This window comes from Herbaspirillum sp. YR522, from assembly GCF_000282575.1.
In the GTDB taxonomy this organism is placed as follows: Bacteria; Pseudomonadota; Gammaproteobacteria; order Burkholderiales; family Burkholderiaceae_D; genus Herbaspirillum.
Genome location: NZ_AKJA01000103.1, coordinates 45,998 through 68,109, shown reverse-complemented (window position 1 = coordinate 68,109; position 22,112 = coordinate 45,998). Strand labels below are relative to the sequence as shown.

General features: G+C 62.6%; 19 protein-coding genes. All 19 read left to right on the top strand.

Features of this window, described 5'->3' with window-relative positions; genetic code table 11:
• The 19 genes from PMI40_RS13215 to PMI40_RS13125 all read left to right on the top strand — a co-directional run bounded on the left by PMI40_RS13215 (nucleotide 1) and on the right by PMI40_RS13125 (nucleotide 22,033).
• Entirely contained in the window at nucleotides 1-411 is a 411-nt protein-coding gene (locus PMI40_RS13215; protein ID WP_008116159.1) for a hypothetical protein, read from the top strand.
• A complete protein-coding gene (sctC, locus tag PMI40_RS13210; RefSeq protein ID WP_008116157.1) occupies nucleotides 408-2,504 on the top strand; it encodes a type III secretion system outer membrane ring subunit SctC in 2,097 nt (698 codons plus the stop codon). The genes PMI40_RS13215 and sctC overlap by 4 nt, the downstream gene beginning before the upstream one ends.
• A gap of 559 nt (nucleotides 2,505-3,063) precedes the next feature.
• Nucleotides 3,064-3,729, top strand: a complete 666-nt coding sequence (locus PMI40_RS13205; RefSeq protein WP_008116155.1) for a toxin co-regulated pilus biosynthesis Q family protein — start codon at nucleotides 3,064-3,066, stop codon at nucleotides 3,727-3,729.
• Nucleotides 3,729-5,546 carry a PilN family type IVB pilus formation outer membrane protein gene (locus PMI40_RS13200; protein ID WP_008116153.1) on the top strand — a complete coding sequence of 606 codons (1,818 nt, stop codon included), beginning with the start codon at nucleotides 3,729-3,731 and terminating at the stop codon, nucleotides 5,544-5,546. Before PMI40_RS13205 ends, PMI40_RS13200 begins: the two co-directional genes overlap by 1 nt.
• Before the next feature lie 10 nt (nucleotides 5,547-5,556).
• Entirely contained in the window at nucleotides 5,557-6,822 is a 1,266-nt protein-coding gene (gene pilO2 / locus PMI40_RS13195; protein WP_008116150.1) for a type 4b pilus protein PilO2, read from the top strand.
• On the top strand, nucleotides 6,812-7,324 hold the full coding sequence (gene pilP, locus PMI40_RS13190) for a type IV pilus biogenesis protein PilP (RefSeq protein WP_008116148.1): 513 nt from the start codon (nucleotides 6,812-6,814) through the stop codon (nucleotides 7,322-7,324). Before pilO2 ends, pilP begins: the two co-directional genes overlap by 11 nt.
• Entirely contained in the window at nucleotides 7,321-8,934 is a 1,614-nt protein-coding gene (locus tag PMI40_RS13185) for a GspE/PulE family protein (RefSeq protein ID WP_008116145.1), read from the top strand. The genes pilP and PMI40_RS13185 overlap by 4 nt, the downstream gene beginning before the upstream one ends.
• Entirely contained in the window at nucleotides 8,924-9,997 is a 1,074-nt protein-coding gene (locus PMI40_RS13180; RefSeq protein ID WP_008116144.1) for a type II secretion system F family protein, read from the top strand. The genes PMI40_RS13185 and PMI40_RS13180 overlap by 11 nt, the downstream gene beginning before the upstream one ends.
• A gap of 56 nt (nucleotides 9,998-10,053) precedes the next feature.
• Complete coding sequence (locus tag PMI40_RS13175) at nucleotides 10,054-10,590, top strand: type 4 pilus major pilin (protein WP_040502034.1); 537 nt, start codon at nucleotides 10,054-10,056, stop codon at nucleotides 10,588-10,590.
• Between the two features lie 72 nt (nucleotides 10,591-10,662).
• On the top strand, nucleotides 10,663-11,160 hold the full coding sequence (gene pilM / locus PMI40_RS13170) for a type IV pilus biogenesis protein PilM (protein ID WP_008116140.1): 498 nt from the start codon (nucleotides 10,663-10,665) through the stop codon (nucleotides 11,158-11,160).
• A complete protein-coding gene (gene pilV / locus PMI40_RS13165) occupies nucleotides 11,157-12,575 on the top strand; it encodes a shufflon system plasmid conjugative transfer pilus tip adhesin PilV (RefSeq protein ID WP_008116138.1) in 1,419 nt (472 codons plus the stop codon). Before pilM ends, pilV begins: the two co-directional genes overlap by 4 nt.
• The gene (locus PMI40_RS13160) at nucleotides 12,556-13,032 is read left to right on the top strand and encodes a lytic transglycosylase domain-containing protein (protein ID WP_008116136.1); all 477 of its coding nucleotides are present in this window, start codon (nucleotides 12,556-12,558) and stop codon (nucleotides 13,030-13,032) included. The genes pilV and PMI40_RS13160 overlap by 20 nt, the downstream gene beginning before the upstream one ends.
• Nucleotides 13,033-13,396: 364 nt before the next feature.
• Nucleotides 13,397-14,494, top strand: a complete 1,098-nt coding sequence (locus tag PMI40_RS13155; RefSeq protein WP_008116134.1) for a type IV pilus twitching motility protein PilT — start codon at nucleotides 13,397-13,399, stop codon at nucleotides 14,492-14,494.
• A gap of 186 nt (nucleotides 14,495-14,680) precedes the next feature.
• The gene (locus tag PMI40_RS13150) at nucleotides 14,681-15,097 is read left to right on the top strand and encodes a CesT family type III secretion system chaperone (protein ID WP_008116132.1); all 417 of its coding nucleotides are present in this window, start codon (nucleotides 14,681-14,683) and stop codon (nucleotides 15,095-15,097) included.
• 20 nt (nucleotides 15,098-15,117) lie between these two features.
• Nucleotides 15,118-16,815, top strand: coding sequence for a hypothetical protein (locus PMI40_RS13145; RefSeq protein ID WP_008116131.1), 1,698 nt, complete (start codon nucleotides 15,118-15,120; stop codon nucleotides 16,813-16,815).
• A complete protein-coding gene (locus tag PMI40_RS13140) occupies nucleotides 16,812-17,330 on the top strand; it encodes a phosphoribosyltransferase (RefSeq protein ID WP_008116129.1) in 519 nt (172 codons plus the stop codon). Before PMI40_RS13145 ends, PMI40_RS13140 begins: the two co-directional genes overlap by 4 nt.
• A 419-nt stretch (nucleotides 17,331-17,749) precedes the next feature.
• A complete protein-coding gene (locus PMI40_RS13135; protein ID WP_008116127.1) occupies nucleotides 17,750-18,508 on the top strand; it encodes an IclR family transcriptional regulator in 759 nt (252 codons plus the stop codon).
• Between the two features lie 561 nt (nucleotides 18,509-19,069).
• The gene (locus PMI40_RS13130) at nucleotides 19,070-20,278 is read left to right on the top strand and encodes a porin (protein ID WP_008116125.1); all 1,209 of its coding nucleotides are present in this window, start codon (nucleotides 19,070-19,072) and stop codon (nucleotides 20,276-20,278) included.
• Between the two features lie 204 nt (nucleotides 20,279-20,482).
• Complete coding sequence (locus PMI40_RS13125) at nucleotides 20,483-22,033, top strand: ABC transporter substrate-binding protein (protein WP_008116123.1); 1,551 nt, start codon at nucleotides 20,483-20,485, stop codon at nucleotides 22,031-22,033.
• Nucleotides 22,034-22,112 lie beyond the last annotated feature (79 nt).

Sequence of the window (22,112 nt, the reverse complement as noted above, 5' to 3'; positions counted from 1 at the left end):
ATGCAGTCCGAAGAGCTGGAGCAGTGGCTGCTGGGCTTGCCCCTGGATGAACCATGCGATATCGACGGCGAGGCGGTCTATCTGCGGGTACGTGACGGCGGCGCCGAACTGGGGCTGATCCTGATCGAGGAGCCCACCGACAACCAGATTGCCGACACCATGCGCAGCGCCTTCCAGTGCGCGCTCGATTTCGATGCGGGCCTGGCGATCGACCCCGAGGGTGGTGAGCTCATCCTCAACCGGTGGTTGCCGGGCGCCGAAGCATGGAGCGACGTGGCCGAAGCGCTGGAAGGCATTCTCAACCAGGCGGCGCTGTGGCGCGCCGCGATGACCACCGGCACCGGCCGCGTCAGTACCGTTTCGCGCGCGGAGGAACGTGCGCGGCAAGCATTGAATGGGGGATTACGATGAAACTGCACGAGACGATCAAATCATGGTGCCTGAGCCTGGCGTTGGTGGGCCTGCTGCTATGGGGCACCACGCTGCACGCGGCCGTGCCGCCGTCCTGGAAGGACGGCGGTTTCTCGATCAACGCCAACGGCATGACCGTGCGCGGCGTACTCGAGGATTTCAGCCGTACCTATGGCGTGCGGTTGCAGATGACCTCCGATGGCGGGCTGGTCAAGTCGCGCCTGAAAGGCGACAACGGCGTCGATTTCCTCAATCGCCTGTCGGGACAGTACAAGTTCCGCTGGTTCGTCTATAGCGACACCCTGTATGTGGTGCCCACCAGCGACAATACCTCGGCCCGCCTGCAGGTGGGCGAAAACGCGGTGCAGGACGCCAAGAACGCGCTGGTCGGCCTGGGCCTGTTCGACGAACGCTTCGGCTGGGGCGAACTGCCCGACGAAGGCGTGGTCATCGTCAGCGGCCCGCGCGCCTATGTCGACCTGGCGCGCGAGGTCCTGATGCCGGACGGCAAGAAGGAACGGCTGCGCGGACGTCAGGTGATGCTGTTTCGCCTCAAGTATGCCTCGGCGATGGACCGCGTGATCAATTCGCGCGGCAAGTCCGAGACCATCCCCGGCATCAAGAGCATCCTGTCGAACCTGATGCTGGGCGGCGGTCATAGCAGTGAAAAGCTGACCGGCCCGGGCAAGTTCGATGCCGCCAGCACCAAGCGTTCGCGTACCGGCAAGAACGGCCGGGGCGAAGCGCGCGAGGTGGCCCAGGAAGGCAGCAACAATCGTTTCGTCCCGTTGTTCTCGGCGCCGGGCGCCGACGGACGCAACAACCTCACCAGCCAGGTCGAGGTGGAAGACCAGGGCGGCGGCGGTCATGGCAGCGAAGGTGAAACCAAGCAGCCGCCGCGCATCGAGGCCGATCCTACCCTCAACGCCATCATGATCTACGACGATATCGCCAAGAAGGACATCTACCAGTCGCTGATCAACCAGCTTGACGTAAAGCCGCAGCAGATCGAGATCGAAGCGCTGATCGTCGATATCGACCGCAGCAAGCTGGCCGAGATGGGGGTGGAGTGGGGCGCCCGCGCCGGCGTGGTCAACACCACCGTCAATGGCACCACTACCCAGTCCAGCGGCACCGACCTGCCGTTGCCAGGCGCGACCTTGCTCATCAGCGATGCGGCCCGTTTCTATGCCCGCCTCAAGGCCATGGAATCCAATGGCGAAGCGCGCGTGCTGGCCACCCCGACCGTGCTCACGCTGGACAACGTGGCGGCCGTGCTGGACCTGAGCCAGAGCGCCTATGTATCGCTGGTCGGCGAACGCGTGGCCGACATGTCCGACATCACCGCCGGCACCATGCTGCGGGTGATCCCGCGCATCATCAACGACGCCGGCGACACCCGTGTGCGGCTGGAAGTGGATATCGAGGATGGGTCGCTCAACAACGACTCCAATTCTTCCGGCTCATCGAACTCGAACAACAATAACGGCAGCGGCACCATCGCCGCCAGCGTGACCCGCTCGACCATCAATACCCAGGCCATCATCGATGCGCAGCAGACCCTGATGATCGGCGGTTATCGTGCCGAATCGCTCATCCGCAACAAGCAGAAGGTACCGGTGCTGGGTGACCTGCCGGTATTGGGTGGCCTGTTCCGCAGCGAGTCGCGCTCCAACAGCACCCGCGAGCGGCTGTTCTTGATTACACCGCGCATCACCGGTTTCGATGGCACGCGCATGGCCATGAACAACCCGCGCGGCAAGGCGGCCGCGACCCCCGCGCCCGCTCCGGTACCGGCTGCACCCACCGGCATGCCCGCCGTGCCGGTGCCAGGGCCGACCACCGGACCGACCCCCGGCGCCCAGGCTTTGCCGCCGCCGGCGGGCGCATCGACGACGCCACCTGCGCTGCTGCCGCTGCCGGCCAGCGCCCCGGGCGGCGCCAGCAAGCCGCAGGCCAGCGAAGCGGCGCCCACCGCAGAGCCCCAACTGGCCAGCAGTGCGCCACAGGATGGGTCATTGATGGGAGTCCACCTACCGCTGCGCAGGACCAAGAACCGCTGCGCGCGACCGGGTAGCGTAGGCATGATGTAGCGGCACCGGCTTGTACCACACGGCAAGGGAGCACTGCGGTGCTCCCTTTTTCCTTGGCCATTTTTTTTATGTGGTGCATGGAACCGCAAGCGCGGCCTTTTTCACTCATGGACAGCAGGACGGAATCGAAGAACCGGCAAGTCGGGGCGATTCGATTGCGGGGGATGTCATTCGTGCAACAGTGGTCGAATTGTTGTTTCGTCCAGTTCCGTAACGGTCATATTTGTTGAGAATTACCTCTCCAGCTTTTCGTTAATATCTGCTCCAGTCCTGAACGGAAAACGCCGCAAACGGCGCGCCGTAGAAGGTTTGGCACTCATCGCTAGGCGCATTGCGCCGGGGCCGCCGCACACTGCAATGGTGAGCGAGGCGATGAGGAAGATGCAAATGTGTCAAGCAGCATCAGAAAGTCGGGTAACAGTTTAGTCAGGTGATTCCAGGTGAGCCCGGGTGCCCATGCACGCGTGATTCACGCCGATGCGCGGCTCGTCTTGACGAGCGTGCAAGGGGACGCTGTTCGCCTTTTTTTAATGACGATGTTCATGGATGGGAAGCACTTATGTATCGCTCACACCTTGAGGTCCAACGCCCTTCGCGGCAGATCCGGATACTCACCGGCCTGGTTGTACTGTGCCTGGGCCAAGGCTGCCTGCAGACAGCCGGCGCGGCCGAGTCGACCGCGGTGATGAAGTATGCGGCAGCCTCGGGCTTTGCCGCTGCCGCCGAGGACCAACGGTTCCAGTTGATCGCCGGTGAAATCGAGCTGGGCGACGATTGCAATCCCCTGCCGCTGGCGGCGTCGTCACTGGGCACCGAGCCCATCGTGCTGGCCAAGGCCGACGACGACAAGAAGAACCGTCGCAAGAAGCACGTCAAGGAAGAAGAACCCAAGACCATGATCGACGCCGTGCCGATGGCCTCGGCGCCGCTGGCCACGCCCGCTTCGATGGGCCTGTCGGCGGCCGGTACCCGCGACTGGGAAATCATCGTCTCCGACAAGACCCTCAACGCCACCCTGGCGCGCTGGGCCGCATCGGCCGGCTGGCAACTGCTGTGGGAGCTGCCGGTGGACTACGCGGTGGAAGCGCGCACCCGGGTCAGCGGCACCTTCGAAGAAGCGGTGTCGATCGTCGCCAGCAGCATGGAATCGGCTGAGATTCCAATGAAGGCAGTCTTTTATCAAGGCAACAAAGTGTTGCGCATCATGGCCAAGGGGAGCGAGTGATGAAGGCATATTCCATCAAACTGCCAATGCTGTTGCCGCTGGCGGTCCTGATCGCCGGCTGCAGCGGACTGGCCAACAAGCTCGAAGGCCAGGTCGACCAGGAAGGCGAACGCGCCACCCGCCTCAGTCGTGACGTCGGCCGCACCGCGCCCGGCACGGTCATGCCGTCCTCGCCACTGGTCAAGCACGAGCCGGGCATCTGGCTGGGCAAGACCGCCATCAAGCTGGGCCAGCCTTCGCTGCCGCCGATCTTCTATGAGCCGACCACCTTCGACCGCACCATCAATTCGTTGACCGAACTGGCCGAACGCATCACGCTGCGCTCCGGCATTCCCAGCAAGGTCAGCGCGGATGCGCTGGAAGTGTCGGGCGGCGCGTTCCGTCCCCGCAACCTGGCGGGTTTGCCGACCTCGGCCAATCCGGCGCTGCGCGCGGCTCCCGGCATGATCGCGCAATCGAACGGTCCGATGTTGCCGCTGCCTGCAGGCCTGCCCGGAGAAGGGCAGAGCAGCCCGGTGCAGCCCGGTCGCGGCCCGGCAGCCAATACCGGCCAGACACAGCCGACCTTCACCGACTTGCCAAACGGGGTGCGCATCGCCTATAACAGCGGTTCGCTCAAGGGCCTGCTCGATACCGCGGCCGCCCGCTTCGGCGTGTCGTGGAAGTTCAGCGACGGCGTGATCCAGTTCTTCCACACCGAATCGCGCAATTTCCAGATCAGCGCCATCCCGGGTGACTCGACCTTCTCGGCCACCGTCACCAGCGGCGCCAGCTCGACCGGCGGCGCCGGCGGCAGCAGCGGTGGTGGCGGCGGCGGTGGTGGTGGCGGCAGCGGCGGCGGCAGTTCATCCACGGGCGTCAACGCCAACAATACCCAGAATACCCAGGTCGCGTCCAAGCTGTCGGTCTATACCGGCCTGGAGTCGGCCATCAAGGTGATGCTCTCGCCCTATGGCCGGGTGCTGGCGTCGCCCGCGACCGGCTCGATCACGGTGGTCGATACGCCGGATTCGCTGGAACGCATCGCTTCCTATATCGACGGCGAGAACAAGTCGCTGTCGCGCCAGATCGCCATCAACGTGACCGTGCTGTCGGTCACCCTGAGCGATTCGGACCAATACGGCATCAACTGGAGCGCGGTCTACAAGAGCCTCAACAGCAACTTCGGCATCTCCAACGCCTATGCAGGCGCTGCCGCCACCGGCCTGGTGTCGTTGACGGCGGGTATCCCGGCCGGTGGTACCTCCAAGTTCGCAGGTAGCCAGGCCGTGATGCAGGCGCTGTCCGAGCAGGGTCGGGTACGACGCCAGACCACCGCTTCGGTGGTGACGCTGAACAACCAGCCGGTGCCAGTGCAGGTGGCGCGCCAGACGACCTACCTGCAGTCGCTGCAGACTTCGCTGGTGGCGCAGGTGGGTTCGACCACCTCGCTCACCCCGGGCGTGGTGACGGCCGGCTTCAACATGAGCATCCTGCCGCACATGCTCACCAATGGCACTGTGATGCTCCAGTTCTCGACCGACATCTCGACGCTGCGCCGCATCCGCACCATCGTCGGCACCAGCGACGCCAGCGGCCGGGTCACCTCGCAGATCGAGTCGCCCGAGCTGGATACCCGCAACTTCCTGCAACGGGTGGCGATGAAGTCCAACGAGACGCTGATCATCAGCGGCTTCGAGCAGACCGATGACGACCTGGGCCGCTCCGGCGTGGGCGTGGCCAAGAACATGGCCCTGGGCGGCGGCTACTCGGCGTCCTCCAACAAGGAGGTGATCGTGGTGCTGATCACGCCCGTGGCCATGGGTTCGGCCTCCTGAGGAAGATGACATGGCCGGCTATATCACCACCATAGAGAAGCACAAGTTCGTCTGCGGCCTGTTCTGGCAGTCGCTGTCGAAGCCGCGCGAACTCAATCGCGAGGCGGCCGAACTGGGACGCCGCATCGATTCGGACCTGATGGTGGTCCGGATGGACCATACCACCGCCCAGGCCGGGTTTGCCCAGACCAGGGATGGCATCAAGCGAGGCACGTTTTCGCTGGCCGCGGTGGTGTCCAAGACGCTGGCCATCGAAGGTGCGTTCTACGATGGCGAGCAGCAACCGGTGCACAACTGGCTGGGCGCCTTCAAGCTGCCCGATGGCAACTGGGTCTACTTTGCCGTGCGCGACGCCAACTTCCTGCCCAACGGCGACTTTGCCGGCACCAAGGAAGAAGTGCTCGACCGCCTGCACAACGACTATGCGCTCGGTGGCTGGAACGTGGTGCTGGGCGAAGACGAATTACGCTCGTTCGGCTTCCACAACTTCCAGCCGCGCGACATCAAGAGCTTCATCCCGCAGCGTGCGGACGGCAGCATCCGCGTCCACAAGTGGTGGGGCATGCGCCAGATCGGCGGGCGCCCCAGCTGGATGCCCATGGCGGCAGCGGCCAGCGTGATCGGCGCGGTGGTGCTGGTCGGCGGGTACGGCTGGAAGATCTACCAGGAAAAAAAGCTGGAGCGCGAACGCGAGATCGCCATGCAGCAGGTGCGCGAGAGACTGATGCGCGAAGCCTCGGTGGCGGCACGCCCGTGGGCCAAGAAGGCTTCCCCCGTGAGCCTGATGCGGACCTGCCAGCAGCAGTTCACCCATCCCACCGCGGGTGGCTGGCTGCTGGAGTCCTACACCTGCACCCAGGAGTCGCAGACCTATGCCTGGGGGCGTGGCGCATCCACCGTTGCCATGCTGCGCGAGCAACTGCCGGACGTCACCATGGAGCCGGCCGGGGAACGCGCCAGCTACGTGCGACCACTGAAGCTGCAGGCGCCGCATAACGAAGACCTGCAGGACAGCCGCAAGACGCTCGAACCGTTGCTGTCGCGACTGCAGATGATGGGAGTGCCGATCAAGGTCAGTGTGGCGCCAGTGCCGCAGATGAATGCGGGCGACCAGCAATGGCAGCCCAACTGGCGCAGTTATCTATTCAAGCTGGGCGCCGGCGGCGTGGAGCCGCTGGAGATCGCCGAGATTCTCAACCGGCCAGGTGTGCGGCTCGACAAGGTGGTTTATCAAGGATCCCAGTGGATCATGGAGGGTACGATCTATGCAAAATAAATCCGTCATCGCGTTGCTGGTGGCAGCCGCCTGGAGCGTGTCCGCGGCCCATGCCGAAAGCACCTCGGAAAGCCTGACCCGCATCGAAGCCGAGACCATGGTGCTCAAGGCACGCGAAAAGCAGCTCGAGGTGCAGTCCAGCATCGTCACCAGGCAGAACGAGATCGCCGCCCGTCAAAGCATGACCGCGGCCCTGGCGCAGAGCCAGAACCAGGTCGAGGCAGTGGGCGAGCCGGTGGTGCGCGCCATCGAAGGCATCGGCAGCCGCATGTATGCCACGCTGCAGTTGGGCGATGGCAGCCTGGTCGATGTGCAGCAGGGTGACACACTGCCAGGGGGCATGAAGATCGTCGCCGTGCATCCACGCGAGGTATTGGCCAGCAACAAGGGCCGCCAGTTCCGGCTGGGCATGTATGCGCCCTCGCTCAACGGTTTCAATCCCAATTTCCCGGCGCCGGCCGTTGGTGTGGCCAGCAACCCGGGACGGGGAGTGGCAAGATGAAACTGCGCCTGCCACGACGCCGCGAACAGCCGCAAGGCACGCTCGCCGGCAACCAGGACGACGTACCACGCTTCGACGGCGAGCAGGTGTTGAGCCACGCCGGTCTGTTCGAAGCCAGCCAGGAAGAGCGGAAGTTGCTGTGCCTGTTGGGTGACGGCCGTCTGCTGGTGGTGGCCGGCCAGGAGCTCAATCCCCATGTCATGTCCTATCAGGGGCGGCTGGAACGCCTGGGGCAGGCCTACAAGGTGGAGCCGAGCGGTATCGAGGTGATCTACCGCATCAACCGTATCGGTGGCGTGCTGCCCGAGGAGCGCCATCAGGAACACACGATGATGCAGGTCACCGCCAAGGACCTGCTCAACAAGGCTTGCCGTTCACGCGCCTCGGATATCCACCTGCGGGTGCGCAAGAACTGCACCGAGATCTACTTTCGCATCCACAACGACCTGGTGCCGGTGGGTGGCCAGACCCGCGAATACGGCGAGCGCCTGCTGGCCACGCTGTATGGCGCCATGACCTCGGTCTCGGACAGCTCCTACAAGCCTACCGAACGCCAGGATGCGGCCATCGCCGACCGCGACAAGCTGCCGCCCGCACTATACGGCGTGCGCATCGCCACCGTGCCCACCAGCGAAGGCTCGGTGATGGTGATGCGCCTGCTCTACAACGATGCCGGCGACAACATCGACCTGCGTCCGCTGGGTTTTTCCGAGGCCCATGCGATCGCGCTGCAAAAGCTCAAGGAACAACCGGTTGGCTTGAACATCATCAGCGGCCCTACCGGTTCGGGCAAGTCGACCACGCTGCAACGAGTGCTGACCGGCGAGATCATCGAGGCCGAAGGCAAGCTGCACGTGCTGACCATCGAGGACCCGGTCGAATACCCGATCGAGGGCGCGGTGCAGACCGCGGTGACCAACGCCGGCAGCGAGGAAGAACGCTCGCGCGCCTTTGCCGCGGCCATCTCCAACGCCATGCGACTGGACCCCGACACCATCATGATCGGCGAGGTGCGCGATCGCGCCACGGCACAGAACGCGCTGCGCGCCTCGATGACCGGCCACCAGGTGTGGACCACGGTACACGCCAACAGCGCCCTGGCCATCGTCGACCGGCTGCTGGACCTGGGCCTGCCGGCCAGCCTGGTGGCCGACCATAACGTGGTGACCGGCCTGATCAGCCAGCGCCTGGTCAAGAAGCTGTGCCCCTGCTGCCGGCAGTCGCTGGCCGAGCACCCGGAGGCGCTGCCGCCGGCCATGCTGGCGCGGGTGCGGCAAGCGGTGTCGGCCAACCTCGAGGGCGTCTGCGTGACCGGTCCCGGCTGCGACGAATGCAAGGGGCAGGGCACCGTGGGGCGCTCGGTGGTGGCCGAGATCATCATCCCGGACGACCACTTCTTCCGCCTGGTGCGCCAGGGCGAGAAAACCGAGGCGTTGAAATACTGGATCAACGAACTGGGCGGCAAGACCATGCTCGAGCATGCCATCGAGAAGGTCGCCTGCGGCGAACTCGACCCGCGCATGGCCGAGCGGGTGGTGGGCCACCTGGTCTATGACCATACCCCGGTGTTGCCCTTTCTGACCGTCGTGGAGAACCGCAGTGCTACCTGACATCAACCGCCTGTGGGCCAAGACGCAGTTCACCGATACGGCGCGGCTGCGCCTGTATCGCAAGATGTCCAAGATGCTCAGTAATGGCTTGCCGCTGTTGAAGGTACTGGAAGAATTGCGCGACCGCGAGTCGTACAACGGCAAGAAGCCCAAGGAACCGCTGGCGATCATCCTCGACGATTGCCGCCGCAGCGTGCAGAACGGACGCCTGCTGTCGGAAGCGCTGGACGGTTGGGTGCCCAAGTCGGAGCAGATGATCCTGATGGCCGGCGAGCAGTCCGGCAAGCTGGAGTCGACCCTGATCTCGGTGGTCAACGTGGTGCAGGCGCGCAAGAAGATCAACAGCGTCATCGTGGGCGGGATGGCCTATCCGCTGGCGATCCTGGGCCTGGTGCTGTCGTACATCTACCTGTTCGGCGCCAAGGTCATTCCGCAGTTCACCACCATGATGGACCCCAACAAGTGGCAGGGGGCGGCGCGTTCGCTGTACCTGATGTCGCTATGGGTGCAGAACTGGATGGGATGGACCTTGCTGGGCATCGGTGCGGCGCTGGTGATCCTGTTCGTGTCGATGCCGCGCTGGCGCGGCACTGTTCGCATCTGGGCCGATCGCGCACCGCCTTATTCGATCTATCGCCTGATGGTCGGCAGCGGCTTCCTGCTGGCGTTCTCGGCGCTGCAAGGCGCCGGCGTGACGGTCGAGAAGGCCTTGATGCGGCTGTCCAACGGTGCCCAGCCCTGGCTGCGCGAACGGCTCGATGGTGCGCTGCTGGGGGTGCGTTCGGGCCTGAACTGCGGCGAGGCGCTACGCAATACGGGCTATCAGTTTCCATCCAAGGAAGTGATCGACGACCTGTGCGTCTATGCCGAGTACAAGGGCTTTGCCGACGCCTTGCAACTGATGGCCGACGAATGGATGGAGCAGGGGGTGGAAGTCATTTCCCTGCGCATGAAGCTGGTCAACGGCCTGGCCGTCGTCACCATGGCGGTCGTGATCGGTTGGCTGGTGATCGGGTTTTTTGGAATACAGCAGGAAATCGCGGCATTGGCCCGCGCTCATTGATTTGTTCAACGCAGTTCTTTTTTGAAAAACAGGGGTTAATCATGGTCGTCGAGAAAATGAATGGTTTAAAGGGAAAATCGATTCGCTCCAACAGCAAGGTGGCGCGCCAGCACGGGGCTTCGCTGCTCGAAGGCATCGCCTACCTGGGCATCGCCGCGATCGTGGTGATGGGGGCGATCTCGCTGTTGACGGGGGCTTTCGGTAGCGCCAAGTCGAACCAGGCCAACGAAGAGGTGATCGGACTTCGCACCGCGGTGCGCAAGCTCTACATGGGGCAGACTTATCCGACCACCGGTATTCCCGCGCTGCTGCAGACAGCCAAGGCCGCGCCCGGCACGCTGGCTGCCGACGGCACCACGCTCAAGAACAGCTGGGGCGGCACGGTCGATATCGTCGGGGCAGGTACCGGTTTCACGATCACCTATCCCTCGGTGCCGAAGGATGTGTGCGTGAGCATGCTCTCGGGCGCCAATGGCTGGACTTCCATCAAGGGCAATGCCAACGCTGCCGTTACCACCTTCCCGGTCACCGCTGCCAATGCCACTACCCAATGTTCGGCAGACGACAACTCCATCGTCTACACATCGAGCTGAATACCGACGCTGTAAAGAATGCGCTGGCGAGCGCAGCTGCGCCCGCCAGCCCGACCTGACGGAGGGCTCCCCATGTGGAACGCCGCAGTAATGGCCATCCTGATCGCGGTGGCCGGGGTCTATGCGACCAGGAACACCGAGACGCTTGACAACGTCCAGGCCGCGCAGGCGGCCAGCATGGCTGCCGAGATGGGCATCTATCGCAACGCTGTCATCAATTATTTCAGCGAACACGCATCGAGCTATAACACCGTGAGCACGGCGGTCCTCAAGAGCGGCGGCTACCTGCCGTCGTGGAGCCGCCTTTACCAGCAGGCCGCGCCGCTGGCATGGAACAATTTCCGGGACGCCACCGGCGTCATCTACATCTACGCCACCGCGCTGCCAGAGCGCAACCTCAATGCCGAACTGGCCAGCCTGGCGCAGAACTCGGTGCTATTCGGCATCTACGACAGCACCACCAACAGGTTGCAGTCGCCGGTCGCCGGCGACACCCTGATCCCGACCACCGCCATTTCCGCCATGTCGATTCCCAACGGTGCGCCGGTGTGGATCGCAATGATCAAATGAATATGATGCCGATCCGTCCTCCTTCCTCCCTGCGCCGCCAGAGCGGCATCGCGTTGCTCGAAATCCTCGGTGCGCTTGCCATTGGCGCCATCCTCGTGATGAGCCTGTCGACCATGATGGACACCTCGCTGGAGGACACCAAGGGCCAGCAGGCATCGTATTACCAGTCGCAGGTCGTGGCGGCGGGACAGAAATACATCGCAGCCAACGCCGCCACGCTGACGACTTCGCTGCCGGGTGCAGGGTCGCTGCTGGCAGTAGGCGTGGCCCAACTGAAGACGGGAAAATTCCTGCCGGATGGGATGGGTGCCAAGAATGTCTACGGGCAGACGCCGTGCGTGCTGATTCGCCAGCCTGATCCCACGGGCAACCCTGGCAAGTTCGATGCCTTGGTGGTCACCACCGGAGGCGATCCGATCCCCGAGAAGGTGCTGCCGGTGATTGCCGCCAATGCGGGGCCCAATGGCGGCTATATCAGTGCGTCGGATTTCGGCAATGCCAAGGGGAGCAGCTGGAGCAGCAGCACCTCTTCCTATCGCTCCACGACCTGCACCGGTGCCACCAACCTGACCGGTAATGCCGCCGATGGTGGTCACCTGGCGTCCAACCTGTTCTTCGGCGGCCCCGGGCAATCGTCGGCCGATTTCCTCTACCGCAACGCCGTGCCGGGACGGCCCGAGCTCAATCGGATGAATACACCGATTCGCATGGCCGACGTGGCCCTGGTGAGCTCCGGTGCCAGTTGCCTCGATGCCGATGGCGTCAACCGGGCCGCCGTTGCCATCGACTCGGTCACGCGCGGCCTGCTGGTATGCGGCACCAATAACGTCTGGAGTTCGCCCTCGCAGTGGAAGGACCCGGTACAGAACTATGCCAACCTGCCCGGCGCCGGCAATACGGTGGGTGACGTGCGCATGGTCAAGGGACTGTCGCGCGCCTTCACCTTCAACGGCTCGAACTGGGTAGCACTGGCGGTGGACCAGAGCGGCAACATGAGCGTGCCGGGCACCTTGACCGCGGGCGACGTCAATACCGGCAACCTCAATGCCTCGCAAAATATCGTCGCCGCCGGAACTATCCATGCCACTGGAGACATTAGTAGTAGCAACGACATTACTGCAGACCGCGATGTCAATGCAGCGCGTGCGGTCAATGCAAAAGATGTCTATGTGGCCCACAACGTCGTCACTGAAGGCTTGCAGGTCAATCGCTGGACGTCGTCGCCGGCAGTGTCGGTCGGGATCAACTACTTCACTCCCGGCGCGCCTTGCCACTACTCGGAATACGATCCCTGGGAAAACACCACCCATATCACCTTCCCGGTGGGCACGATCGTCATGGACAGTAACTACGTGCCGCTTATCTGCGGCGCCGACAAGACAATGAGATACGCAAATGGAACCTATTCACCATGAACGACCCCGCTGGCTGGTGCGCCTGCTGCTGCAGACCGCCGCGCTGATCCTGGCCTGCCTGGCCTGCGCACCGGCGGTAGCCTGCTGGAACGAGGTGGCTTCCTGGTACGGCGTGAACGTGCACCTGCTGTATGCGATCGCCAAGACCGAGTCCAACCTCAATCCCGAGGCCATGAACCGCAACAAGAACGGCAGCTACGATATCGGCATGATGCAGATCAACAGCAGCTGGCTACCGACCTTGCGCAAGTACGGCGTGACCGAGGAACAACTGAAGGATCCGTGCGTGAACCTGCAGGTGGGCGCCTGGATCCTGGCGCAGAACATGCAACGCATGGGACTTACGTGGGAAGCCGTGGGCGCTTACAATGCGCGTAATCCCCAACTGCGGATCAAGTATGCGCAAAAGGTATACAAAAACATACCCAAAGAGATAATTGCCCAGGCGTCGCGATAAATGTTAGTAAAGCTGCGCCGTGCCGGTTGACATCGGGGGAGCCCTCGGGCATGGCGCAAATCCCTGATTTTTCGCTCGTCAATCAGGTATTTGCTCATTTTTTTATAGGTTTCCCATCGGGTGGAGACCTGCAGAAAATCTAAATCGTTGAGCATTCTTGAACATTTGCGACCGCGTGAGCAGGTATAGTAGACTCCCTTGGTACGATGTCTTAGTTGAACCGATGGGTAGATCTGCTCCCACTACCCGGGCCGCGTGGTACATCGGTATGCATGAGATGCAGGGTGTCAACAACATGTCGGAAAGAACAGGCGAGCCGTGCAACGCCCTCTCCATCAAGACCGCTTACAAATCAGGTGGCTGAATGTCAAATGATCATTTCCTTGCCCGAGACCTCCAACGGGAGTTGCTGGCCTTGGTCAACTCCCCGCAAACTTTTTCGGATATCCACATCGAGCAGGACCAGCCGCTCATGCTCAAGACCCCGCGAGGCTGGCAGCCGTCCAACGACATGCCGGTCTCCATCGAGTCGCTGGGCCCGCTGCTGGCGGCCATCGACGAGGATTGGGAGGACAAGATCATCGATGGCGCCATCGATTGCCCCTTCGTGCTCGGGGAATGGCGCCTGCGTTGCAATATCTTCCGCATCTCGCGCGGCACCAAGGTAGCGGTCTCGATCCGGCGCTTCCCGCTGGAGCCGCTGGTGCTGGAAGGCACCGGCCTGCCCAGCTATATCAAGACCGTGCTGGAGGCGACCAAGGGCATCATCCTGGTGACCGGCCCCACCGGCGCCGGCAAGACCACCACCATCGCCTCGATGCTGGACCATATCAATTCGACCCGGCACGGTCACATCATCACCATTGAAGAGCCGATCGAGTACGAACTGCAGCGCAAGCAATCGATGATCTCACAGCGTGAGGTACCGACCGACACCGAAAGCTTCTCGTCCGGCCTGCGCGAAGCCCTGCGGCAGAAGCCCGATGTGCTGATGGTGGGCGAGATCCGCGACTTCGATACCGCCGACACGGTGCTGCATGCCGGCGAGTCCGGTCACCTGGTGCTCGCCACGCTGCACACCAGTAGTGCGGTGCGGGCCATCAGCAAGTTGCTGGGTTTCTTCCCCCAGGACCAGCGCAACCAGCGCGCCGCCACCCTGGCCGAGACCCTGGTGGGCGTGGTGTTCCAGAGCCTGCTGCCGTCCGAGGACGGCCAGCATCATGTCATGGCCAGTGAAATGGTGTTCAACAACAACCAGCAGATCGCGCCGTTCATCACCGATCCGTCCAAGTTGCACCTGATTGGTGATTTCATGAAGCGCAAGGAAGACAACATGTCGCGCAGCCTCAACGAAGTGCTGCTGCAACTGGTGCTCAAGAAAAGCGTCAGTGCGCGCGATGCGCTGCGCGTGGCCTACAACCGCCTCGAGCTGCACGACATGCTCAACAGCGCCAAGCGCTGACGCCACGTTCCCAGCGCCGTCGTCGGTCCGACGCCGAAGCCCTGCCAGTGCAGGCTTCGGCGTTTTTGTCTGGACGGCGCCGGCGCAACCTTTCCCAAACGGCAATTTTCCTCAAGGATGCTCACGAAGCGGAACCCTATTCCCGTCGTGCATCACCCATGGTGACTTCAACATTAAGAGGAAACCATGTCCCGACAGCGCTTTATCAATCTTGCCAAGGACTTTTGTACGCTGGCCCGGCTGGAGCAGCACGAACTGCTGCTGCAGGGCTATGCGGTCGAGGTCGAAGGCATCGATTTCCATCTCGAATACGACGAGGACACGGCGCCCGACCACCTAATGGTGTATTGCGATTTCGGCGAAGCACCCGCCGAGCGGCTGGCCGAGGCCTATGCTGCGTTGCTGGAAGCGAACATGGTCATCTACAGCCAGCTGGCACCCACCTTCATGCTGGCGCCCGACCGGCGCGTGGCGCTGGGCTATCGCTACGAACTGGCTGCGATGGCCCCGCCTTTGCTGCTGGGGCTGATGGTGAACCTGGCCCAGCAGGCGCAGCAGTGGCGTATCGACCATTTCCTGGCGCCCGAAACCGCAACACCTTGAACCCATCCACGGGAATCATCATGACCCAACCCATCAATGGCACCAGCGGCGTCTATTACAGCCATGTTTCCGACCCGACCCAGATCCGCAGCGCAGAGCGATCGAATTTTCGCCCCAGCCTCGGCAATCGTTATTCGAACTGGCTGGCCAAGAGCGCCAACCCCAAGGTGCAAGCCTTTGCCGGCGCCGTCAACAAGCTCGGCGATATGGCGCTCGGCGCGCGCAGCATGGCGGCCAGCGGACGCGCCAGCGCGGCCCGGGCGCGCATCGGCGTGGCCAAGCGTTTCGATGCCATGCGCCCGGAAGTGCGCGCCGACGAAGACCTCGCCTCTGACCTGGCGCAAAAGCGCAGCGACCAGAGCGACCAGGTCGATCGGCACTACGACCTGAAACAGCAGCGCTATCGATACAAGCGCGAGATTGGACAACAGGCCCGCAAGGGCAACCTGGACGAAGCTGTCGAGGACGCCACGGCGGGCTTTCGCCGTGATCTCGACGCGTCCGGATTCACGCCACTGGATATGTCGGACGCGGTGGTCAGGTCCTATCGCCCGAATTACCTGACCAGCGCCGACGGGTATTCCCTCAAGATGAGCTACGGCAGGCCTTCGCCCTTTGCGGTCAAGACCTCGGCACAGGTCACCGCGCAATACCAGGACGGTGACGTGAGCCGCGTGCGCAGCGTCTATCAACACATCAAGCTGGGGGTACACAATGCAGCGCTGTTGGCCCAGGAGCAGGCCAATGCAATCCGCGCGCGCCAGACCGACCTGTCGCCAGCACGGCGCGATCATTTCATGATGGCCCGGCAGGATAACGCCGCCCAGCGCAAGGTCAACCGCGCCGCCCTCGGCGGCAATCTTGAGCTGGGGGCGACAATTGAACAGATGGACAACGAGCGTGAACAGTTGATCGGCTACCTGCGGGCGCGTCGTCCGCAGGCCCGTTATGTGGAACGCAGCGCAAGCAGCGACGTGGCGCCGGCGAGGCCCAGCCGAGTGGCCGAGCGGGCGCAGGCCTATTCGGATGCCCACTTCTTCCAGCCGGTGGACAACCGCCGCCTCAAGTGGATGACCGGCATCGCCAATTCCTGGTCGGATGCCAAGGCCAAGTTCCACGAGGGCCGCATCGAGACTTACCAGCTGCGCCTGGCGAATGAGCAAGATCCCCGGCAACAAGCCATCCTGGCGCAGAAGATCAGCGCTCGCCAGGACAGTGCAGGCAATGCACGTGACAAGATCACGATGCGCCAATCGGCGCTGCAGGGCAATTTGCGCCAGGCCTTGCAGGACGGGACTACCGTGGACCAGCGCTATCCGCGCGTCGAGCCGGATCGCACCTGGTCACAGCACAGAGCGGACTGGCCGCTTGGCGGGACCGAGCCCGAGATGCGCGAAATCCCGCGGGAATTCATTCCCCCAGCGGACGAGAACGACTCCACGCGGCGCAGTACCGTCGTATCGAGAGGGGACGAGCACGAGCCGACGCGACTGAGCACGATCGCATCGAGCGGGTACGAGCCCGAGCGCTTCGAAAGCATGCATTCGGACCAGCCGCCACGGGAATGGGACAGTTTTTCCGGCGTGCATGCTGACCCCGACATCGCGCCCGAGGATAGGGGCGCCACCGACGACCGGTTGCGCACAATGGACTCGAGCATCTCGGCCGATAGCCAGTTGTACGATGCAACCACGCGCGCGCCGGGAGAAAAACGATGACGCTCGATATCGCCCGCGAGGCGCCGCCCGACTGGATGAACTTCTCGCGTACCGTCGACGTGGCCTGGTCGGATGTCGAGGCCATGGTGTTGACGCACCGTGCCGAGATCGTGCGCGACTACGATCTGCTGGTGGCCATCCTGCGTGCCGGCAGTCCGGTGGCGGCGCTGATCGCCCGCCACACCGGGCTGCCCATCGACTACCTGGTCTGCAACCGGCGCAACCCCCGGCCGCACTTCCTGGATGGCGAGCAGCGCGCCCCGCGCGCCCGGCGCATCCTGCTGGTCGACGATGTCTGCGGCAGCGGCTGGACCTTTGCGCGCTCCCGGCAATACTGCGAGGCATTGGGCAACCGCACCGGCACCTTCAGCATCTATCGATGCGAAGGGCCGGACATGTACGTGCCGGACTTCTCGATGCCGGCCGACCGTGACACCTACCTGCGCTGGCCTTGGGAATACCAGCAGGAAACGGAAATGCCGGGCCACTCGGCCGCGACCATGCTGGCCGCCTGAAGACCGCCATCCATCTGGTGGGTGCGCAAGCGCCGCCGCGCGGGCCCCTCTTGGGCGGGCCTGCGCGGTGGCGCTTGCGCCGTTGTTTCTTCAAATAAAACAATGTATCATTTTAGCGCCGAGTCAATCGCGCGCCCGTCTGTCGGCCAATGCAGCCGAGCCGCACCTCTTGTTGAAATGGTATGCCCGGCCACCGTTTGCGGTGACTGCGGCGATGCGTCCTGCCAACGATGGCGTGTGATGATGCTGGATGACTGTCCACCGATGCAGGGCTGACAGTTGTAAAGCCTTCTGCGAGAATGACCAGTTATGGTAGCGGGGATATGGCGCGCGCGATGATGCCGAGCGGCAAGTCGACCTTTGCACCGTAAAGAATAAAGGGCACCCAGCGATGAAGGCGTGCAACAAAAGGAACATCTATGACATATACCGTCGACGCGGTAAGCAAGGCAATTGAACTCCTGTTTCTGGTGGCAGAGGAAAGCGGCAAGGGCGTCACCGAATTGGCGCGCCTGTCGGGCAATACCAAGGCCCGCGCCTTTCGTTTGCTGACCACCCTCGAAGAATGCGGACTGGTGCGCCGCCAGCTGCCGGCAGCCTCCTACAGCCTGGGCTACCGGGCCCTGATCATCGGCAGTGCGGCGCAGGCGCAGCTGAGCCTGATCACGGTGGCCAACGACATGCTCGAGACCATCGGCCGCGAGTGCAACGAAAGCGTGCTGGTACGTATTCGCGACGGCGCCGAGACGGTTTGCGTGGCCTGGTGGGATGCCCCGCATGCGCTGCGCGTACACAGCCAGCTGGGCGACCGACGCCCGCTGTTCGTCGGCGCTTCCGGCAAGCTGCTGCTGGCGCATGCGCCGGAACAGATCCAGGAAGACATCCTCAGCGGCAAGCTCGAACGCTACACGCCCAATACCATCGTCAAGCGCACCGAGCTCAAGCGCGAGATCAAGAAGATCCTGGTCGACGGCTACAGCACCTCGTTTTCGGAAAAGACCACCGACATGGTGGCGGTGGCCGCGCCCATTCGCGACGCCACCGGCGCGGTGATCGCATCGCTGTCGATGACGGCCCCGGTCACCCGCGTGCCAAAGGATAAATTGGGCAAGTATGTGGATATCCTGAAGTTCGCCGCCAGCCGCTTTTCTGCATCGCTCGGTTATTCAGGCGCCTGAAGCCGCAATTGGCTCCGGTCGTCATCGCATCGCCTCCACGCAGCCTTTCCCGGCTGCGTTTTTTTTTGTCCGTCCGCGCAGCCAGGCCTTTGCTGTTGTCCGTATGTCACACATTGGACGGGCGATAGGCCATTGGAAAGACCGCAATGAGCGTTTTCAGGGGATTGCGTTTGTTGCATCGCACACAACGCAATGATGAGCTCATGGCGGGACAGCGAAAAAAAACCTGATTTTTTTTTGCGCTGCGGCGGGTTTGCGAGGGCACTGTTGCATCCGCGCGAAAATGTTTTAGTGCATTTTGCGAGAAACCGCTCCCCGTCTGCATTTGCGCGGTGCAATGCTGCGCGAAAAAGATGCAGGAAGGCGGTTTTTCGCCCCACAATGATTCATTGATGTATCGCTATTCGATACGCTATATTTATTAGTGAAACACTGTTGACGTTGACGAATAGCCTTATTACCATGTCGTCTATCGTTACGTCGGATTGGTTAGCGAAACGATGGTGATTGACTGGAGTCGTCGACTCGATGTCGACAGGCCTAAACAAAAGGGAGAGGTAAATGAAGAAGTCAGCAATGATGTTGCTGTGCATGGGGGCCGTGGGTGTGGCGCACGCGCAAAGCAACGTGACGATCTATGGTGTCGTGACCGCCGGCCTGGGTTACGTGGACAAGGTCACCACGCCTGCATCGGGCGCTCGCGCCACCGCCAGCCGTATCGGCCTGGATTCGGGCCAGTACACCCAGTCTCGCCTGGGCTTTCGCGGCACGGAAGATCTCGGCGGTGGTCTCAAGGCAAACTTCGTCATCGAGGGTGGCTTTACCATCGATAACGGCGCATCGGGCCAAGGTGGCCTGACATTCGGTCGTCGCACCACCATCGGTTTGTCGGGTTCGGCCGGTAGCATCGAGGTCGGTCGCCGCAAGGACTATACCGACTTCATCGCCAACCAATATTCGACCGCATCGCGCATGCTGCCCTACACCGGCAAGGTGCATGGCAACAACCTCGACCGTTCCACCGGCGAGCGCGCCAACAACATGATCTATTACCTGACCCCGAAGTTCGGCGGCTTCCAGGGTAACCTGACCTATGCCTTCGGCGAGCAGGCCGGCGACAACAAGGCAGGCCAGTCGGTCGGTTTCGGCGGTAACTATACCGGCGGTCCGTTCGGCATCGGCTTCGCCTACTGGCAATCGCGCAAGGCGGCCACCATCGGCACCGGCAACACCAGCAGCGACCAGGGCGCATCGAGCAATGCCGGTTGTAACAGTGCGGCAGGCGCGACCGGTTCCATTTGTACCAAGGTCTTCATGCTGGGTTCGAGCTACCAGCTGGGCGCGTTGAAGTTGCGCGGCGAGTGGTCGAACGTGAAGCAGCCTTTGCTCAACGCCTCGTCGGGCGCGGCGCCGAACTTCGCCTCGACCTTCGCTGCCACCGCTGGTACCGCAGCCTTCACGGCCGGCGGCATCAACAACGACAAGGCCAATATCTATGATGTGGGCGCCGACTACACCCTGGGCAACTGGCTGCTCAAGGGAAGCGTGATCCATTCGCGCTTCAACTTCATCGGCGCCAACAACAACGGCAAGTTGACTGCACTGGTGCTGGGTGCGGACTACAACCTGTCCAAGCGCACCCTGGTCTACGGCATGCTGGCAAACCTGCGCGCCAAGGACATGTATAACCCAGGCTTGACCAGCAATGGCGCGCCTGGTGTGGACAACAACCAGAACGCGCTGGCCTTGGGCATCCTGCATCGTTTCTGATTGCTGTTGTAGTAGTGTGACCTTCTGTCTCTTGAGGAGCCCTCTTTGCCAATCCCGGATTCGGGATTGGCTTTTTTGCCGCAAGAGCGCCGGCGCTGCAATCGCTGGCAGAAAAAAGTATTGTTTGTCGATATATTGTATTCTCTAGTGAAACAAATCACGAAAGGTGAAACCATGTTGAGAGCAGCAAGAAGAGGGCTGGCAATGTTATGCCTGGCCGCATCCATCTGCGTTAGCGGCGCCACTGTCGCCGCCGACCTGAAGATCGGTTTCAAGGCAGAAGTCACTTCTGCTGATCCACATGTGCTCAACGGTGCCAATCGCAACATCTGGGCACACGTCTACGATTCTCTGGTGGCGCAAGACCACCAGTTACGCCCCAAGCCATCGTTGGCCCTGTCCTGGCGCATGGTCAACCCGACCACCTGGGAATTCAAGCTGCGCCCCAACGTCAAGTTCACCAACGGTGCCGCGCTTACCGCCGACGATGTGAAATATTCGATCGACCGCGCCATGGGCCTGTCCGGTCCGCGCACGTTCCGCTCCTACCTCAAGGATGTCGAGTCGGTGTCGGTGACCGGCCCGCTGCTGCTGCAGGTCAAGACCAAGCGGGTCAGCCCGACGCTGCCCGAGAACGTGGGCCTGATCGCGATCCTGCCCAAGTCGCTGGGCGACACCGTCAATGAAGAGAGTTTTGCCAATGGCAAGTCGGCCATCGGCAGCGGTCCCTACAAGTTCGCCACCTGGGCGCACGGCCAGAGCCTGACGCTGGCCAAGAACCCCGACTATTGGGGCGACAAGGAGCCATGGGACAAGGTGACCTTCCAGTTCATCCCGCGTGAACCTGCACGGGCGGCGGCACTGCTGTCGAACTCGGTCGACATCATCAACGACATCACCTCCAACATGGAAGCGTCGTTCAGGAACTACCAGCTGGCGTCGATCACCTCGTACATGCTCAACTACCTGGCGCTGGACCAGTCGCGCGATGTCTCGCCCTATATCAAGGGCGACGACGACAAGCCGCTGGCCAAGAATCCGCTGAAGAATCCCAAGGTGCGCCAGGCCCTGATGACCGCCATCAACCGCGACGGCATCATCAAGTTCCTGATGAAGGACGATGCCACCGCGGCGATTCAGCTGGTCCCCAAGGGCTTCTTCGGCTACGACCCTGCGCTCAAGCTGCCGGCCTACGACCTGGCCAAGGCCAAGGCGCTGCTGGCCGAGGCCGGTTACCAGTCGGGCTTCAACCTGACCATCCACTGCCCCAACAACCGCTATATCAACGACGCCAAGCTGTGCGAAGCGGTAGCGCAGGTATTCAGCCAGATCGGCATCAAGACCGGTGTGTCGACCATGCCTTATTCGGTGTTCCAGACCCGCGCCTTCGGTGGCGGTCCCAACGGCGAGCCCGAGTTCAGCGTGTTCCTGGTGGGTAACGGCGCGGTGACCGGCGATTCGCTGACCGGCCTGGTGTCGTCCGTCCACTCGTTCGACAAGGCCAAGGTGACCGGCGTGAGCAACTATGGCCGCTACAGCAACAAGGAAGTCGACGACCTGATCGACAAGGCTGCCGCCACCACCGACGAAAAAGCCCGTGAGCAATTGCAGCAGAAGGCGGCGTCGCTGGCCTTGAACGATGGCGCCATCATCCCGCTGCTGCACCTCAACTCGGCCTGGGCCATGAAGAAGACCCTGACCATCACGCCGCGTGCCGATGGTTTCACGATGGCCATGGATATCCGTCCCAAATAACATAAGACGTTGCCAGCAGGGGAGGTGGAGGGGGTTGGCCTCTGTTGGACGACGAATAAAAACTGGACCGGCCAAGTGC

What these genes read in the sequence shown, in the direction of transcription:
- PMI40_RS13215 (WP_008116159.1), top strand. Translation starts at nt 1, where the DNA reads ATGCAGTCCGAAGAGCTGGAGCAGTGGCTGCTGGGCTTGCCCCTGGAT.
- sctC (WP_008116157.1), top strand. Translation starts at nt 408, where the DNA reads ATGAAACTGCACGAGACGATCAAATCATGGTGCCTGAGCCTGGCGTTG.
- PMI40_RS13205 (WP_008116155.1), top strand. Translation starts at nt 3,064, where the DNA reads ATGTATCGCTCACACCTTGAGGTCCAACGCCCTTCGCGGCAGATCCGG.
- PMI40_RS13200 (WP_008116153.1), top strand. Translation starts at nt 3,729, where the DNA reads ATGAAGGCATATTCCATCAAACTGCCAATGCTGTTGCCGCTGGCGGTC.
- pilO2 (WP_008116150.1), top strand. Translation starts at nt 5,557, where the DNA reads ATGGCCGGCTATATCACCACCATAGAGAAGCACAAGTTCGTCTGCGGC.
- pilP (WP_008116148.1), top strand. Translation starts at nt 6,812, where the DNA reads ATGCAAAATAAATCCGTCATCGCGTTGCTGGTGGCAGCCGCCTGGAGC.
- PMI40_RS13185 (WP_008116145.1), top strand. Translation starts at nt 7,321, where the DNA reads ATGAAACTGCGCCTGCCACGACGCCGCGAACAGCCGCAAGGCACGCTC.
- PMI40_RS13175 (WP_040502034.1), top strand. Translation starts at nt 10,054, where the DNA reads ATGAATGGTTTAAAGGGAAAATCGATTCGCTCCAACAGCAAGGTGGCG.
- pilM (WP_008116140.1), top strand. Translation starts at nt 10,663, where the DNA reads ATGTGGAACGCCGCAGTAATGGCCATCCTGATCGCGGTGGCCGGGGTC.
- pilV (WP_008116138.1), top strand. Translation starts at nt 11,157, where the DNA reads ATGAATATGATGCCGATCCGTCCTCCTTCCTCCCTGCGCCGCCAGAGC.
- PMI40_RS13160 (WP_008116136.1), top strand. Translation starts at nt 12,556, where the DNA reads ATGGAACCTATTCACCATGAACGACCCCGCTGGCTGGTGCGCCTGCTG.
- PMI40_RS13155 (WP_008116134.1), top strand. Translation starts at nt 13,397, where the DNA reads ATGTCAAATGATCATTTCCTTGCCCGAGACCTCCAACGGGAGTTGCTG.
- PMI40_RS13150 (WP_008116132.1), top strand. Translation starts at nt 14,681, where the DNA reads ATGTCCCGACAGCGCTTTATCAATCTTGCCAAGGACTTTTGTACGCTG.
- PMI40_RS13145 (WP_008116131.1), top strand. Translation starts at nt 15,118, where the DNA reads ATGACCCAACCCATCAATGGCACCAGCGGCGTCTATTACAGCCATGTT.
- PMI40_RS13140 (WP_008116129.1), top strand. Translation starts at nt 16,812, where the DNA reads ATGACGCTCGATATCGCCCGCGAGGCGCCGCCCGACTGGATGAACTTC.
- PMI40_RS13135 (WP_008116127.1), top strand. Translation starts at nt 17,750, where the DNA reads ATGACATATACCGTCGACGCGGTAAGCAAGGCAATTGAACTCCTGTTT.
- PMI40_RS13130 (WP_008116125.1), top strand. Translation starts at nt 19,070, where the DNA reads ATGAAGAAGTCAGCAATGATGTTGCTGTGCATGGGGGCCGTGGGTGTG.
- PMI40_RS13125 (WP_008116123.1), top strand. Translation starts at nt 20,483, where the DNA reads ATGTTATGCCTGGCCGCATCCATCTGCGTTAGCGGCGCCACTGTCGCC.